The sequence below is a fragment of the Gemella haemolysans genome, assembly GCF_028308085.1.
Lineage (GTDB): Bacteria > Bacillota > Bacilli > Staphylococcales > Gemellaceae > Gemella > Gemella haemolysans_D.
Genome location: NZ_JAQMFS010000027.1, coordinates 143650 through 160691 on the forward strand (window position 1 = coordinate 143650; position 17042 = coordinate 160691).

15 protein-coding genes and 2 other annotated features are annotated in these 17042 nt (G+C 32.1%); of the genes, 2 read left to right on the top strand and 13 right to left on the bottom strand.

Annotation, left to right across the window (positions count from 1 at the left end; genetic code table 11):
• Positions 1 to 30: 30 nt before the first annotated feature.
• Positions 31 to 1119: a DNA replication/repair protein RecF gene (gene recF / locus PNO30_RS02305; RefSeq protein ID WP_271966306.1), complete on the bottom strand. Its 1089-nt coding sequence runs from the start codon at positions 1117 to 1119 to the stop codon at positions 31 to 33.
• Between the two features lie 37 nt (positions 1120 to 1156).
• Positions 1157 to 1372 carry a S4 domain-containing protein YaaA gene (gene yaaA / locus PNO30_RS02310; protein ID WP_003146324.1) on the bottom strand — a complete coding sequence of 72 codons (216 nt, stop codon included), beginning with the start codon at positions 1370 to 1372 and terminating at the stop codon, positions 1157 to 1159.
• 376 nt (positions 1373 to 1748) lie between these two features.
• Between yaaA and PNO30_RS02315 the strand changes: the two genes are divergently transcribed.
• On the top strand, positions 1749 to 2567 hold the full coding sequence (locus PNO30_RS02315; RefSeq protein WP_271966307.1) for a choline/ethanolamine kinase family protein: 819 nt from the start codon (positions 1749 to 1751) through the stop codon (positions 2565 to 2567).
• Between the two features lie 127 nt (positions 2568 to 2694).
• On the opposite strand, the gene rplT is transcribed toward PNO30_RS02315, so the two are convergent.
• From rplT to PNO30_RS02365, 10 genes are all read right to left on the bottom strand, one after another.
• Complete coding sequence (gene rplT / locus PNO30_RS02320; RefSeq protein ID WP_271966308.1) at positions 2695 to 3054, bottom strand: 50S ribosomal protein L20; 360 nt, start codon at positions 3052 to 3054, stop codon at positions 2695 to 2697.
• A gap of 63 nt (positions 3055 to 3117) precedes the next feature.
• Positions 3118 to 3312 carry a 50S ribosomal protein L35 gene (gene rpmI, locus PNO30_RS02325; RefSeq protein WP_003145690.1) on the bottom strand — a complete coding sequence of 65 codons (195 nt, stop codon included), beginning with the start codon at positions 3310 to 3312 and terminating at the stop codon, positions 3118 to 3120.
• 26 nt (positions 3313 to 3338) lie between these two features.
• On the bottom strand, positions 3339 to 3866 hold the full coding sequence (gene infC / locus PNO30_RS02330) for a translation initiation factor IF-3 (protein WP_271966309.1): 528 nt from the start codon (positions 3864 to 3866) through the stop codon (positions 3339 to 3341).
• Positions 3867 to 3895: 29 nt separating this feature from the next.
• Positions 3896 to 4009: a sequence feature (ribosomal protein L20 leader region), on the bottom strand.
• A gap of 92 nt (positions 4010 to 4101) precedes the next feature.
• Positions 4102 to 7782, bottom strand: coding sequence for a DNA-directed RNA polymerase subunit beta' (rpoC, locus tag PNO30_RS02335; protein WP_271966310.1), 3681 nt, complete (start codon positions 7780 to 7782; stop codon positions 4102 to 4104).
• 71 nt (positions 7783 to 7853) lie between these two features.
• The gene (gene rpoB, locus PNO30_RS02340; protein ID WP_271966311.1) at positions 7854 to 11675 is read right to left on the bottom strand and encodes a DNA-directed RNA polymerase subunit beta; all 3822 of its coding nucleotides are present in this window, start codon (positions 11673 to 11675) and stop codon (positions 7854 to 7856) included.
• 150 nt (positions 11676 to 11825) lie between these two features.
• Positions 11826 to 12422 (bottom strand): class I SAM-dependent methyltransferase, encoded by a 597-nt coding sequence (locus PNO30_RS02345; RefSeq protein ID WP_271966312.1) that lies wholly within the window; start codon positions 12420 to 12422, stop codon positions 11826 to 11828.
• Positions 12423 to 12575: 153 nt separating this feature from the next.
• Positions 12576 to 12938: a 50S ribosomal protein L7/L12 gene (gene rplL, locus PNO30_RS02350; RefSeq protein WP_271966313.1), complete on the bottom strand. Its 363-nt coding sequence runs from the start codon at positions 12936 to 12938 to the stop codon at positions 12576 to 12578.
• A 50-nt stretch (positions 12939 to 12988) separates the two neighbouring features.
• Entirely contained in the window at positions 12989 to 13489 is a 501-nt protein-coding gene (rplJ, locus tag PNO30_RS02355; RefSeq protein WP_271966314.1) for a 50S ribosomal protein L10, read from the bottom strand.
• 32 nt (positions 13490 to 13521) lie between these two features.
• Positions 13522 to 13654: a sequence feature (ribosomal protein L10 leader region), on the bottom strand.
• An 87-nt stretch (positions 13655 to 13741) separates the two neighbouring features.
• Positions 13742 to 14479: a MerR family transcriptional regulator gene (locus tag PNO30_RS02360; RefSeq protein ID WP_271987015.1), complete on the bottom strand. Its 738-nt coding sequence runs from the start codon at positions 14477 to 14479 to the stop codon at positions 13742 to 13744.
• Between the two features lie 128 nt (positions 14480 to 14607).
• Positions 14608 to 15135, bottom strand: coding sequence for a QueT transporter family protein (locus PNO30_RS02365; protein WP_003146333.1), 528 nt, complete (start codon positions 15133 to 15135; stop codon positions 14608 to 14610).
• Positions 15136 to 15508: 373 nt separating this feature from the next.
• Here PNO30_RS02365 and rpsT point away from each other — a divergent pair, with 373 nt between their 5' ends.
• Complete coding sequence (gene rpsT, locus PNO30_RS02370; RefSeq protein WP_003145397.1) at positions 15509 to 15751, top strand: 30S ribosomal protein S20; 243 nt, start codon at positions 15509 to 15511, stop codon at positions 15749 to 15751.
• A gap of 96 nt (positions 15752 to 15847) precedes the next feature.
• Here the strand turns inward: rpsT and PNO30_RS02375 are convergent, their stop codons facing one another.
• A complete protein-coding gene (locus tag PNO30_RS02375) occupies positions 15848 to 17032 on the bottom strand; it encodes a MalY/PatB family protein (protein WP_271987016.1) in 1185 nt (394 codons plus the stop codon).
• Between the last annotated feature and the right edge of the window lie 10 nt (positions 17033 to 17042).

Consider the following 17042-nt stretch of genomic DNA (forward strand, 5'->3'; position numbering starts at 1 on the left):
TCATTTTAGTAAATTTATAAAATAAATTTTCTAGATTAATTCACTAATATTTCCATTTTCTATTTTGAAAACTTTAGCTTTTTTTAATAAATCTTCTTTAATATCTGATATCGAAGGTGTTGTAATGAATGTTTGTACATTTTCATTAATTGCATCTAATAATTTTAGTTGTCTATTCTTATCAAGTTCACTAAGAACATCATCTAAAAGTAAGACTGGATATGTACCCGTTTTTGATTTAAGATAATTTATCTCAGCTAATTTAAGTGATAATACAATGCTTCGTTGTTGTCCTTGTGATGCATACATTTTTGCATCAAGATCATTTATATAAAATCCAAGGTCATCTTGATGCGGTCCTATTTTAGTACTTCCACGCATTATATCATCAAAGGATTTTTTCATCATAACTTTAGTTAAATTCTCTTCAGTAAATCCTTCCTCCGTTACATCAGCTATATTAAGGGATTCTAGAACTGAACTTTTATATTTAATCGTTAATGATTCTTGGCCATTAGATATATTCATCATATTTTTATAGGTCAATTTTGAAATATCTTGAACAAACGATACTCTTTCTTTTGTTATATATATAGCGACTTTAGCTAATTGAAAAGTAAGGGTCTCTAAATATGCAAGAGATATCTCATCCTTTGGATTTTTTCTCATATCTTTTAAATAAGAATTTCTCTGTTTTAATAAATGTTGATACATTAGATAATACTTATGATAAATACGTGAGAACTGATAAAATTCTCTATTTATAAACTCTCTTCTAAGTGAAGGGGATCCTTTTACTAATTGTAAATCTTCTGGTGAAAATAATACAACGTTAAGCTCTCCTACAAAATCAGTTAGTTTATTTTTTTTTACTCCTGCAATTTTAGCACTTTTACCTTTATTACTTATACCTAACATAATATCGAGATTCTTATTATTTTTATTAACTACACATGACATTGCAGTGGCAGTTTCACCAAACATTATGCATTCACTATCGCTTTTTGTTCGATAACTGCGTCCAAGCGCTAAGCAAAAAATAGATTCTATAATATTAGTTTTTCCATTCGCATTGTTTCCTACTAAAACATTAAGCGAGGGATGTACATCTATATTCATTGATAAATAATTTCGAAAGTACAGTAATTTTAAACTCTTAATTCTCATTAATAATTATGAATTCATTTCCTTCTAATTTAATAATATCGTTTGAATATAATTTTTTCCCTCGTCTATTTTCTAATTCTCCGTTCAACTCAACTTCTACATCTTGTAAAAAGTACTTAGCCTCTCCTCCAGAACCTATGAAACCTTCTAACTTTAAAAATTGTGCTAACGTGATATATTCACTATTAATAAAAACTTCTTTCATTTTACACCTCCTAAGTATTTAAAAATGAAACTATATGTATATAAATATATTTTATATATTTTAATTATACCAAATTTCTATGTTTTTTTCAACATTACTCCTATTATTTTATTATTATGTAATTCAAAAATAACTATATATATCAACTATTTTAAAAGATTACAAACGATTGTAGTTCACATAAAAAACACCATGATAATTAATAAATTTAAAATACAATTTTTTTAATGTCATTATAAAAAAAATAGTATTTTAATACAGAAATTTATTTTTTAAAATGAATATATTGAAATCGTTTTTCTTTTATATTTATTACCTATATTGTATAATAAAGGTGAAAAGTATATTAAATTTCTGAAATAAAGGAGGGTATTTTATGTACAGCATTGAGAAATTAGAAAAAATACTAAATGAAAAAGTGTATTCTATCGAAGAAACAAGCTATGGAGTTACTAATAATAATTTTATAGTTACTACTGATAAAAATAAATACTTCTACAGAACTTCTAAAGATTCAACAAAAATAGTTAATAAAGATAATGAAAAAGAAGCTCTTAAACTACTATCAAATGAACCGTACTTTCTAAAACCAGTTTATATTAATAATGATAATTTAATTACTGTGTTTCAGCCAAATCCTAAAACATTCATTTCACAAAGAAGTTTGTCAAATATTGTAAGAATAGGAAAACTTTTAAAAGAGTTTCATTCAAAAAAATTTCAAGCAGAAAATACTTTTAATCCTATTGATCAATTTAATAGTTACTATAATCAAATCGATGAATTGCCCTATGGATTAGATGATTATATGTATATAATAGATGAATTTAAAAAACTATACAAGGCTGATAGACTATGCCATAATGATTTAGTTGAAGGTAATTTCCTCTTCACTAAAGATGCATTATATTTAATAGATTTTGAATATGCTGGATATAATGATTACTACTTTGATATTGCGAGCTTCATCTCAGAAAATGACTTAAACTATGAGGAAACAATAACCTTCTTAAAAGCATATTTTACTGATGAAGAATGTAATTATGATAAATTAAAAGTCTTCTTGAATTTTTGTGATTTACTTTGGTATACATGGGCTACACTGTTATATGAAAAAAGAAATGAAGAAATATATAATGAAATAGCTAAAGAGAAGCTTCATAGATTAAAGAATCCAAGAAAAATAGTCTATTAACTAATAAGTTTGATAAAAACTCAAGATAAGAATTGAATTCCTATCTTGAGTAAAATTTTATATCTTGAATATATTAAAAAAAAGGTTACTTACAAAATTATGCAAGTAACCTTTTTATCAACTTTTATTATTTAGCTAAAGCTGCTTTAGCTTGTTCACAAATGCTTGTGAATCCAGCTGCGTCGTGGATAGCGATTTCTGATAACATTTTTCTGTTAATATCGATTCCAGCAACTTTAAGTCCATTCATTAGACGGCTGTAAGATAATCCGTTTAATCTTGCAGCTGCATTAATACGAACGATCCATAATCTTCTGAAGTTACGTTTTGTTTGACGACGGTCTCTGAAAGCATACATTCCTGATTTCATTACTTGTTGCTTAGCAACTTTGAATAATGTATGTTTTGAACCAAAATATCCTTTAGCTAGTTTTAAAACTTTTTTACGGCGACGACGAGTCACAGTTCCACCTTTAACACGTGGCATATCTAATTCCTCCTTATGTATAACTTAAATAAGTATTTACGCTATAATTAATCTTCTTTAATATTATTTAACTAATAAAGTTCTAATACGTTTGTAATCACCACGAGATACTAATGAAGCTTTACGTAAGTGACGTTTTTGTTTAGTAGTTTTTCTTGAAAACCAGTGAGAAGTATAAGCACGGCTACGTTTTAATTTACCGCTAGCTGTTTTTTTCACACGTTTTGCTAAACCACGGTGAGATTTCATTTTTGGCATTATCAAATTCCTCCTATATTAAACCTTTATTTCTCTTTTTTTGGTGCTAGAACTAAGAACATACTGCGACCTTCCATTTTAGGTTTTTGTTCGACAGTAGCTATATCGCTAGCCTCGTTAGAAAAGTTTTCTAAAACTTTCTGTCCAATTTCTTTGTGGGTGATTGCTCTCCCTTTAAAACGAATAGAAACTTTAACTTTGTCTTCTTTTGCTAAGAATTTTCGTGCATTTTTCAACTTAGTTTCAAAATCGTGCTTTTCAATTGTTGGAGATAATCTTATCTCTTTTGTTGTTACGATTTTTTGTTTCTTACGTGCTTCTTTTTCTTTCTTCTGTTGTTCAAATTTGAACTTACCGTAGTTCATAATTTTAGCAACTGGTGTTTTAGCATTTGGAGCTACTAGAACAACATCTAGGTTCATACGCTCTGCAATTTGCATCGCTTCTACCTTAGTTTTAACTCCTAATTGTTCTCCATTTTGGCTAATTAAAAGAAACTCTTTCGCTTTAATACCTTCATTTACTTGTGCAGTATCTTTACTAATGATCAGCACCTCCTATTTATAAATTCATTAAATACTAAAAGCATTAAAAAAAACTGAGTGTAAAACACCCAGCATAAAATTCTACATTTCATCTACATTAACCTGTACAATCAAAATTGGCAGGTGAGAAACGGGTGCTTCTACTTTTGTATTCAACATTATTTATTTTACATATTTTTTCTAGATTTGTCAATAGGAATATAATATTTTTTTTATATTCCTATCAACTTTTATCTATTTCTTATTAAATAGAACCTAATTCTTCGTGTAATTCTTCTTCAATTGGTCTACTTAATTCATTATTAACTTCAGTTTCTAATACTTTTTCTGCTTTAATATCAACATCATTATATCTTGGCATTCCTGTTCCGGCTGGAATTAGCTTACCAATAATAACGTTCTCTTTAAGTCCCATAAGTTTATCAACTTTTCCTTTAACAGCTGCGTCTGTAAGAACACGAGTTGTTTCTTGGAATGAGGCTGCAGATAAGAAACTTTCTGTTTCTAATGAAGCTTTAGTGATACCTAGGATTACAGGTTTAGCTGTAGCCATGTTACCTCTTGCTTCAAGAATTTTTTTGTTTTCATCTGTAAATTTGTGAATATCTACTAATGAACCTGGAAGTAAATCAGTATCTCCAGCGTTGATTACACGTACTTTTCTTAACATTTGACGTACCATAACCTCAACGTGTTTATCACTGATTTCTACCCCTTGCATACGATAAACTTTTTGTACTTCAGTTAATAGGTAACTTTGTACTGCTTCTAGACCTGCAATTGATAGCAATTCTTTTGGTTCAATAGAACCTTCTGTTAAAGCTTGACCACGTTTAACTTTGTCATCTTCTTTAACTAACATACGGCTTGCACCATAGTCTTGGTATTCTCTTTCTTCACCGATTTCACTTAATACGTAAATTCTACGTACGTGGTTATTATCGATTTCTACTTTTGTAACTGTTCCATCAACTTCTGAGATTAATGCTTTACCTTTAGGATTACGTGCTTCAAATAACTCTTGAATACGAGGTAAACCTTGTGTGATATCGGCACCGGCAACCCCACCTGTGTGGAACGTACGCATTGTAAGCTGTGTACCAGGTTCTCCGATAGATTGAGCGGCAATTGTACCAACTGCTTCTCCAACTTCTACTTTTTCACCTGTTGCTAAGTTTTTACCGTAACATTTCTCACAAACACCGTGACGTGAGTTACATGTAAATGCTGATCTAATAACAACACTTTCGATTCCAGCTGCTTCAATTTCTTTAGCTGTATCTAATGTAATTAATTGACCATCTTCAACGATAACTTTTCCAGTCTCTGGGTGAACAACAGTTTCTTTACTGTATCTACCTTCAAGACGTTCTTGTAAGCTTTCGATTTCATCTGTTCCATTTTTAAGTGCTGCAACTCTTAATCCACGAGATGTACCACAGTCGTTTTCACGAACGATAACATCTTGTGCAACGTCTACAAGACGACGAGTTAGGTAACCTGAATCGGCTGTTTTAAGGGCTGTATCGGCAAGACCTTTACGCGCACCGTGAGAAGAGATGAAGAACTCTAATACTGTTAATCCTTCTTTAAATGATGAACGTACAGGCATTTCCATGATACGTCCTGATGGAGAAGCCATCAGACCACGCATACCGGCTAACTGTGTAAAGTTTGACGCGTTACCACGGGCTCCAGAGTCACTCATCATATAAATTGGGTTAGTAGCTGGAAGAGAGTCCATAAGTTGATCTTGGATAATATCTTTTGCTTTAGCCCATTGAGCAATAACATTTTGATATCTTTCTTCTTCTGTTAATAGACCACGTCTATATAATGTTGTGATTTTATCAACATTAGCTTGTGAGTCTGCTAAGATTTCATATTTGTTAGGAAGGACGAATACGTCACTTACCCCTACTGTAATACCAGCTCTTGAAGAATATTTGAATCCTAAGTCTTTCATTCTGTCTAACATCATTGAAGTTTCAGTAATGTGGAATCTATTGAAGATTTCAGAAATGATTTTTGATAAGAATCCTTTTTTAAATGGTGTTGCTGGTTCTTTTTCAGCTATATAAGCTTTTAATCCACCTTCTGTTAAGTCAGATGGTGCTACGAAATATTTATCAGGAGTCGCTGTTTCTAAGTTTTCCTTAGTAGGTTCATTTAAGAATGGGAATCCTTCTGGTAATATATCGTTGAAAATTACTTTACCAATTGTAGTAACAAGTAATTTTTTGTTTTGTTCTTCTGTAAACGTTGGGTTTTCAAAAGATTTAGCTGCGATACCTACACGAGTGTGAAGGTGAATATATCCATTTTGGTATGCAATTCTTGCTTCATCAGCATCTTTGAAAATCATACCTTCCCCTACTGCTCCAGGTCTTTCTAGTGTTAGGTAGTAGTTACCTAATACCATATCCTGAGATGGTGTAACTACTGGTTTACCATCTTTAGGGTTAAGGATGTTTTGAGCAGCTAACATTAGCATACGTGCTTCTGCTTGAGCTTCTTTTGATAAAGGAACGTGTACGGCCATTTGGTCACCATCAAAGTCGGCGTTAAACGCTGTTGTTACAAGAGGGTGAAGACGAATAGCACGTCCTTCAACTAAGATTGGTTCGAATGCTTGGATACCAAGTCTGTGAAGAGTCGGGGCACGGTTAAGTAATACTGGGTGCTCACGAATAATATCTTCTAAGATATCCCAAACATGATCTTCCATTCTTTCGATTTGATTTTTAGCATTTTTAATGTTATTAGCTAATTCACGTTTAACTAATTCACGCATAACAAATGGTTTGAATAATTCAAGAGCCATTTCTTTAGGTAATCCACATTGGTACATTTTTAAGTTTGGACCAACTACGATTACTGAACGTCCAGAATAGTCAACACGTTTACCTAATAAGTTTTGACGGAAACGACCGTGTTTACCTTTTAACATATTAGATAATGATTTTAATGTTCTATTACCAGGACCTGTTACTGGACGACCACGACGTCCGTTATCGATTAATGCATCAACTGCTTCTTGTAACATACGTTTTTCATTTTGTACGATTAGCCCTGGTGCTTTAAGTTCGATAAGTTTTTTCAGACGGTTGTTACGGTTAATTACACGTCTGTATAAATCGTTTAAGTCACTTGTTGCAAAACGTCCACCATCTAATTGAACCATTGGTCTTAATTCTGGTGGAATAACTGGTAACACAGTCATAATCATCCATTCTGGTTTATTTCCAGAGTGTTTAAACGCTTCGAATACTTCAACACGTTTAATAATTTTTACAACTTTTTGACCCGATTTATAATTACTTTCACTTAATTCTTTAAGTTCATTTTTAAGGTCTTTAAGTTCTTTTTCAATATCTAACTCAGCTAAAAGGTCACGAATAGCTTCAGCTCCCATTTTAGCTACGAAAGAGTTTGCTCCAAATGTACTACGTGCTTCACGTACTTCACGTTCAGAAACGATTTGTTTTTTCATGAAGTCAGTTTCACCTGGATCGATAACAATGTAAGAAGCAAAGTAAATTACTTCTTCTAATTGTCTTGGACTAAGGTCAAGTAGAAGACCCATTCTACTTGGAATACCTTTGAAATACCAAATGTGGCTGACTGGGGCAGCTAATTCTAAGTGCCCCATTCTTTCACGACGAACTTTGGCTAAAGTTACGTCAACTCCACATTTATCACATTTTATATTTTTATATCTTACTCGTTTGTACTTTCCACAAGCACATTCCCAGTCTTTAGTTGGACCAAAGATTCTTTCACAGAATAGTCCATCATTTTCTGGTTTTAAAGTTCTATAGTTAATAGTTTCAGGTTTTTTAACCTCTCCATAAGACCAACTTCTGATTTTTTCAGGAGAAGCTAAACTAATTTTCATATATGCAAAATTATTTACGTCTATCAAGGAGCATACCTCCTTTATTTTTTTGTATAAATGCCTTGAATAGTTCTTTGTGATTGATTGTCAAATTTTTATTATTCTTCATCTGTATCGTCTTCTACATCTTCATACTCATCAGTATCTGACATTAAAAGACTTGCCAAAGCTTGATATCCTGAAGTTTCTTCTTCAGCATCTTCTTCTACATCTTCGTATTCATCAGTATCAGATAGAAGTAAGTTTGCTAAACTTTGATATCCTTCTTCAGCACTTTCTTCAGAAGCTTCTTTTGTTTCTTTAGCTTCTTCTGATTTTTCTTCGTTGTGATCATGGTTATGTGATTCGTGGAAGTCAATTGTATCTCCTAAATCGATATCACCCATATCTACTTCGTTATCTTCATTATCCATTACTCTAAAGTCCATACCTAAGGCTTGAAGTTCTTTCATAAGCACTCGGAATGATTCAGGAACACCTGGACGTGGAATGTTTTCACCTTTAACGATTGCTTCATAAGTTTTAACACGACCGTTAGTATCATCTGATTTGTATGTTAAGATTTCTTGAAGAGTATATGCAGCACCATAAGCTTCAAGTGCCCATACCTCCATCTCACCAAATCTTTGTCCACCAAATTGAGCTTTACCTCCAAGTGGTTGTTGAGTTACTAATGAGTATGGTCCAATTGAACGTGCATGAAGTTTATCATCAACCATGTGGGCAAGTTTAATCATGTACATTACCCCTACAGATACACGGCTGTCGAATGGTTCACCTGTACGTCCATCATAAAGAACAGTCTTAGCGTCTTTAGCCATTCCAGCCTCAGCAACCGTTGACCAAACATCTTCATCAGTAGCTCCATCGAATACTGGTGTAGCAACGTGGATTCCTAATTGTTTAGCAGCCATACCTAAGTGTAGCTCTAATACTTGTCCAATGTTCATACGAGATGGAACCCCAAGTGGGTTTAACATTACGTCAACTGGTGTACCATCTGGTAGGTAAGGCATATCTTCTTCTGGTAAGATATTTGAGATAACCCCTTTGTTACCGTGACGACCGGCCATTTTATCCCCTACACGGATTTTACGTTTTTGTACAATGAATACACGTACAAGTTCATTTACACCGTTAGGTAATTCTGCACCATCTTCACGTTTAAAGATTTTAACATCAGCAACTACTCCATCTGCCCCGTGAGGTACACGTAATGAAGTATCACGTACTTCTTTAGATTTAGCTCCAAAGATAGCATATAATAATTTTTCTTCTGGAGTTTGTTCAGTTAATCCTTTCGGTGTAACTTTACCTACTAAGATATCTCCATCTTTAACTTCAGCACCGATTCTGATAATTCCTCGTGCATCTAAGTTTCTAAGTGCATTTTCACCTACGTTAGGAATTTCACGAGTAATTTCTTCAGGTCCTAATTTAGTATCACGAGCATCAGTTTCGTATTCTTCTACGTGGATAGAAGTATAAACGTCATCTTTTACAAGACGCTCACTCATGATAACAGCATCCTCATAGTTATAACCATCCCAGTTAACGAATGCTACTACAAGGTTTTTACCTAAAGCTAATTCTCCTTTATCCATTGATGGACCATCCGCAAGGATATCTTTAGGTTCTACTCTATCTCCAACTTTAACAATTGGTTTTTGGTTATAAGCTGTAGAGTGGTTAGAACGTACGAATTTGTGAATTACGTATGTATCTAAGTCACCTTTAATCTCTTTACCTTCAAGTGTTTCAATGCGACGTACTTTAATTTTCGCTCCATCTACGTATTCTACGATACCAGGATATTTAGCAATAACAGCCGCTCCTGAGTCACGTGCTGCAAGGTGCTCCATACCTGTACCAACAAATGGTGCTTCCGTAATCATTAGAGGTACTGCTTGACGTTGCATGTTCGCTCCCATAAGTGCACGGTTAGAGTCGTCATTCTCTAAGAACGGAATACATGCAGTGGCTGCAGATACTACCTGTTTAGGCGATACGTCCATGAAGTTCATCATTTCACGAGGTTTAACTGTGTTATCCCCTCTAAAACGACATACTACTTCTTCATCAACGAAGTAACCTTTTTCATCAACATTCGCAGTTGATTGTGCTACTACGTATTTATCTTCTTGATCAGCAGTTAAGTATTGTACATTTTCAGTTACGTATGGACGCCCTTCTGCATCAAATTCAACTTTTCTATATGGAGTCATAATGAATCCAAACTCATTTATTCGTGCAAATGATGAAAGTGAGTTGATAAGACCTATGTTTGGTCCCTCTGGTGTTTCAATCGGACACATACGACCATAGTGTGAATAGTGAACGTCACGAACTTCCATTCCTGCACGTTCCCTTGTTAAACCACCAGGTCCAAGTGCAGATAAACGACGTTTGTGAGTAAGCTCACTTAGTGGGTTTACTTGGTCCATGAATTGTGAAAGTTGAGAACTTCCGAAGAACTCTTTAATAATTGCTGTAACTGGTCTTACGTTAATAAGTTGTTGTGGAGTGATTTCATTAGTATCTTGAATACTCATACGTTCACGCACAACACGCTCCATACGAGAAATACCTACACGAATTTGGTTTTGTAATAATTCACCAATACAACGTAGACGACGGTTACCAAGGTGGTCAATATCATCTACACGACCGATTAATTCAAATTCAAATCCATCGTTATTTCTACGGTTTCTAATTAATAATAGGTAGTAGTTAATACTTGCTACGATATCAGCAATTGTTAATGTAAGAACATCTTTATTAGGTGCTCCATTACCAATTACATGTAATACTTGATCATCAGTTAATTCATCAATATCGAAGTCATTACCTACTTTTACTTGGTTTACAACTTTGAATAATTGTAATTTTAAGCTATCACTTCCATCAAGACTTTCATTCATATCGAATTCAACTACGTTAGCTGTAGTACCTAATTCTTCATAAATTCCATCAATGATTTCACGTGTTAACTTAGTACCTTTTTCTACTAAGATTTCTCCTGTTTCTGTGTCAACGATTGGCTCAACTAGAATTTGATTTTCTAGACGTTCTCCAACGTGAAGTTTGTTGTTTAATTTGTATCGTCCTACTTTAGCTAAATCATATCTTCTTGGATCGAAGAATCTACCATGTAAAGTAGCTTTAGCAGTCTCTACGTTAGCCGGCTCACCAGGACGTAATTTATCATAAATTACTTTTAACGCAGTTCCTGTGTCTAAGTTTTCATCTTTTTCTAATGTGTTTAATAGTTCTGCATCTTCACCGAATAATTTAATAATTGATTCATCAGATTCAAAACCTAACGCTCTGATAAGCGTTGTTAAAGGAATTTTTCTAGTTCTATCAATACGAGCATAAACTAATCCTTTAATATCTTTTTCAAATTCCAACCAAGCTCCTCTGTTAGGAATAACAGTTGTTTTATAGGCATTTGGAATATTTTTAACTTTAAGTTTGTCATCTTCTGTAAAATATACAGAAGGCGAACGTACTAATTGAGATACAATTACACGCTCTGCACCATTGATAATAAACGTCCCAGTTTCAGTCATCAACGGTAATTCACCCATAAATACTTCTTGTTCTTTAATTTCGTCACGTTCTTTATTGATTAAACGTACGCGCACTCTTAAAGGTGCTGAATATGTAGCATCACGTTCTTTAGATTCATCTACATCATACTTAGGTGTTCCTAATTTATAGTCGATAAATTCTAAACTCAATTTATCATTGTTACCTTCAATTGGTGATACATCTTTAAAAACATCTTTTAGACCAGTTTCTAAAAATTTATCATAAGATAAGGTTTGAATTTCAATTAAGTCCGGTAAATCAATTACCTCTGATATTCTAGCATAGCTACGTCTTTGTCTGTGCTTACCAAATTTAACTTTTTGCAACTGTGTCACCTCTCAGCTTTTCTCTTAAAAACTAAAAAGAAAATATATACATTTTCTCTTACTTACTTATATAATTTAGGCAATTCTATCCAAAAGAAAATAGAATTACTTGCAATATATCATTTTATCATAGTCATAGCAAGTTGTCAATTATTTTACGGCTTTCAGTATATAGTAGCCTTTATTTTTAGTAACTATTTCTACTCTAGAAAAAGTCTCTTCTAATAATTTTTTACAACTAGCCATTCCTTGTTTTTTTTGTATAACCACCCAAAGCTCCCCCTGAGCATTTAGATGTTCATAACTATCTGTCATTATTTTATGTACGATTTTTTTCCCAGCTCTTATCGGTGGGTTTGTTAATACTATATCAAAGTTTCCTTCGATATTATCAAAGGAACTACTTTCTAGTACTTCTACTTCATTATTTATGTTATTAAGTTCAATATTTTTTTTTGATAGTTCTAAAACCCTATTATTTACATCTACCATAGTAAACTTAAACGTCGGATATTTTTTTGCTAAAAATATAGATATAACTCCATAGCCACATCCAATATCAGCAACTTTAGCATCTTCCTTTTCAGTATTAAAACTTTCTAACATCGTTTTAGTTCCAAAGTCAACATTTTCTTTTGAAAATACCCCGTTATCTGTATAGAACTTCAAATTCTCATTTGCTATTGTTGAGTTGATAATTTTTTCACGACTTTCTGTCGTCGGATTATTTGTATAATAATGTTCCATAATAAAGACACCTCTTAAAATGAAAGAAAATAGTATATCCCACAGTTAGACACTTGAGATATACTATTTTTGTTATTATCATCGTATCAAATATTCTCAAATAGAATATTATTGTTTATTTACATCTATCTTTTTATCTACTTAGATTAGAAATTATTTAACTTCTACAGTTGCTCCAACTTCTTCTAATTTAGCTTTGATTTCTTCAGCTTCTTCTTTAGAAACTCCTTCTTTAAGTGTTGCTGGCGCACCATCAACTTTTTCTTTAGCTTCTTTTAGTCCGTCTCCAGTGATTTCACGAACAACTTTGATTACTTTAATTTTTGAGTCTCCAGCGCTAGCTAAAACTACGTCAAATTCAGTTTTTTCTTCAGCAGCTCCAGCAGCAGCTCCACCAACTACAGCTACAGGTGCAGCAGCAGTTACTCCGAATTCTTCTTCAATTGCTTTTACTAAGTCGTTTAATTCTAAAACTGACATTTCTTTGATAGCGTCTAAAATTTGCTCTTTAGTCATTATAAATTTCCTCCGATTTTTAAATTATATATTTTTAATATTGTTGTTTATTAAGCTTCTTGTTCAGCTTTTTGGTCTGCAACAGCTTTAACAGCTAAAGCAGTATTGCGCATTGGCGCTGTTAATACAGATAGTAACATTGAAAGTAATCCTTCGCGACTTGGTAATGTAGCGATAGCTTTAATTTCAGATTGATCTGCAACTTTTCCTTCTATAACACCAGCTTTTAGTTCTAAGTTTTCGTGTTCTTTAGCGAAATCGTTTAAAACTCTAGCAGGAGCTACAGCATCGTCTGTTGAGAAAGCAAAAGCATTTGGTCCAGTTAGAACTTCGTCTAATCCTTCAATTCCTGCTTGCTCCATCGCACGACGAACTAATGAGTTTTTATAAACTTTTAAAGTTAAACCTTCGTTACGCATGTTGTTACGTAATTCTGTTACTTCCGCAACGTTTAATCCACGGTAGTCAGCGATAACAACTGAAGAACTTGATTTAATTTCTTCTGCGATTTGATTTACTAACTCTTGTTTTCTCTCAATAGCTTTTGACATTGAACTTCCTCCTAAGTAGATTTATCAATTTCAGTACCATTAAAAAAACCTTCTTGCATGCGAGAACATACAAAAAGGCACATAAGTTTCTTTTCGAATTTTGTCCTCGGTAGGTTAATTAAGGATTTCTCCCCCTACTGTCTACGGTACATTTTCAACTGACTTAGTTATTTTAATATATATAATTTCATTTGTCAATAGTTTTTTTAAAATTTTCTTTTAAAAAACTATTTTAGAACATTTTTATCTTTCTTATTTATTTAATCTGTCACTACAATATTTCTCTATTGCTTTAGATGTATACTCTGCTACACCTTCACCAAATTTATCTATATTTTTTTTGAATTCTGGGTTATGAACATATCCTTTCCCTATATATGAGAAGACTTCTATACTACAATCAAAAGCATATTCGTTCATATTATTATATAAATCTTCTACCTTAGATTGTACTTCTTTTTCTGCTACATCTACATTTTCATCTTTGAATTTCGCCATCGAACGAAATACTTCATTAAATTCCTCGGTTACTATTTCTTCTCTTCCACTTTGACGCTTTTTAGATTCTTCAATTGTATCTTTACCATATTTTTCTACTGCTTGATTTTCATACTTATTTAGATCCTCTTTTTTAAATCCATTAAATTTTTCTTCTATTGTCATTGTTTTTTCTCCTTTATAATTGCTAATTGTTTTTTCTATATTATGTAAAATCACTTCAAACTTTTCTTTTTCTCTTAAAATTAATTCACGTTGTTGTTCAAGTATTTTTAAATTATCAAAATCACCTTCAAGTAATTCTTTTATATCATTTAACTTAAACTTAAGAAATCTATAGAATAATATTTTTTGTAATTTCTCTAAATTTTCCTCGGTATAATCTCTATAACCGTTATCTAACTTTTGAGGAATTAGTAAACCAATTTCATCATAATATTGTAATGTTCTTGCACTTACTCCAGTAAGTTTCACAACTTCATTTATCCTCATAATCATCCCTCTATAATTTATAATATTTCACTAGTGATATTCTTATTATATACTATGACGTTACGTGAGAGTCAATAATTTATAATAAAAAAATCGCTAGGAATTTTCCTAACGATTCTATATAAATATTATTCAAATACTTTTTTAAGATCAATCGCTTTATTTAAAGCTTCAGTAATAACAATACCGATAACCATAACGATTACTTGTGATAAAAGAAGTGATCCGTAGATAGCTGTAAATGCACCAAACTCGAATGGTACTCTAGCTGAATTATCACCACTAAAAATAGTAATTTCATATGCAATAATTGGCATACAAATAACTAGGTATAAAATAATATTAATGATGTGTCTAGCAATTCTATTTTTTACAAATTTAAAAACAAAAATACTGATTGCTAAAGCTAATCCTGTTCCTAAAGTTCCAAAGAACACATCTACTATACCAAGTGGACTAAAGATATTAGCGATTGCCACTCCTAAAGTAATTGGGAACCAATATTTTTTGCTAAACACTACTAATTGTGAAAGTGATTCACTTATACGAAATTGGATAGCACCGTATGAAAATGGCGCGATAGCTAATGTTAATACAACATAAATCGCTGCGATTAACGCTTGAATAGTTAAAACTTTAACTGTATTATTTCTCATTATATCTCCTTATCTTGTTCAAGAGAAAATAAAAAAGTACTGATTTGAGAAACCAGTACTTCAGGTTTTTTTTATAGATGGATCTCTCAAACATCTTTTATTATAATAAAGTCAGAAGACAAATAACCTTACCTATGTAAAATTAAATATCAACGTCATATATACTAACATACATTATAGTCATTAGTCAACCAAAATATAAAAAATTCTTAAAAAATAACTAATAGCAAAAAAAAGTATAAAAATACCTTGCATTTACAATTTTAATATGTTAAAATGAGGTAGTTGTATCTAACAACACTTAATTCATTGTAATTAAGAATATTAATTAATATTTCTTAGTAATAAAAATAAGGACCAGGAGGTGAATCGAATGCCAAACATTAAATCATCAGTATTAAGCGTAAGAAAAGATGCTAAAACAAACGCTGCTAACACAGCTAAAAAATCTGAAATGCGTACAGCTATTAAAAAAGCTAAAGTAGCTAAATCTGAAGGTGCTGCTAACGCTGCAGAGTTAGTAAACCTTGCTTACAAAAAAATCGATAAAGCTGCTAAAACTAATTTAATCCACAAAAACGCAGCTGCTAGATATAAATCAAACCTAGCTAAATAATTTAAAGACTACTCAGACTTCTGAGTAGTTTTTTTTATTTCCACAGAAAAAAGAAGAACATAGACATGTTATCTACATCCTTCTTTAAAATTAATACTATCTATTACAATTTTTTATGATTCTTTCAACAGCTTCTTGTATATTTTCTGGACTAGTAGCAAGATTAATTCTTACATAACTATTATACCCTTTTCCAAACCAATGTCCAAAGTCAATTGCTAGTCCACATTCATCTTGAATGAATTGTTTCGTGCTTTTTCCATTTAAAACATTCTCAAGGTTTAAAAATACTAGATATGTTCCTTCCAATGGATAAACTTTAATTTCTGGTACTTTTTTAGCTAATGTATCATGAATTAAATTATAATTGTGTAAGATTGTTGCTTTTAATCCTTCTACCCAATCTTTTCCATCTCTATAACCAGCTTCAAGAGCTATTTGCCCTAATAAACTTGGCTCTGCTCCTAGATTTTCTTTACTAAATTTATCAAATTGTTCACGAACATTACTATCCGGTATTAAAAGTGTCGCATGTACTAGTGAGGCAAGGTTAAAAGTTTTTGATCCTGAATTAGCTACTATTAAACGATTATTATATCTACCACCTTCTAATGCTAATGCTGAAATTTGTTTATGATTTCCATATGTGAAATCTTGGTGGATTTCATCAGATAATACAAGAACATCGTATTTTTCGCAAATTTCAAATACTCTTCTCTGCTCTTCTAATGTCCAAACTCTTCCGACTGGATTATGAGGTGAACAATGGATATATAACTTGACATCTTTTTCTCGAATCTCTTTTTCAAAAGTCTCAAAATCTATTTTGAATTTACCATCTTCCTCTAGTAATGGAGATTCTACTAATTTTCTACCACTATTTCTAATAGAATTAGCAAAAGGATAGTATACAGGTGGCATAATAATAACCGCATCTTCTTTTCTAGTATACGCCTGAATCACCCATAATATAGCTTGAACTATACCCGGAGCAAATCTTATCCATTGTTTATCTACTTCGAAATCGTATTTTTCTTTATGCCAATTTTTATATTCATTATAGTAACTTTCTGGTAATTTAGTATATCCAAATACTCCATGTGCAACACGTTCACTCAACGCTTCTCTAATACTTTCGGGAGTTTTGAATTCCATATCAGCTACCCATAAAGCTAGTAATTCAGGATCACCAAATCGTTCTTCCAAAGCATCCCATTTTAAACTATTTGTATCTCTTCTTTCAACATAGTATTTTTTTACAAATTCTTCTACTCTAGTCATTTTTTCTCCC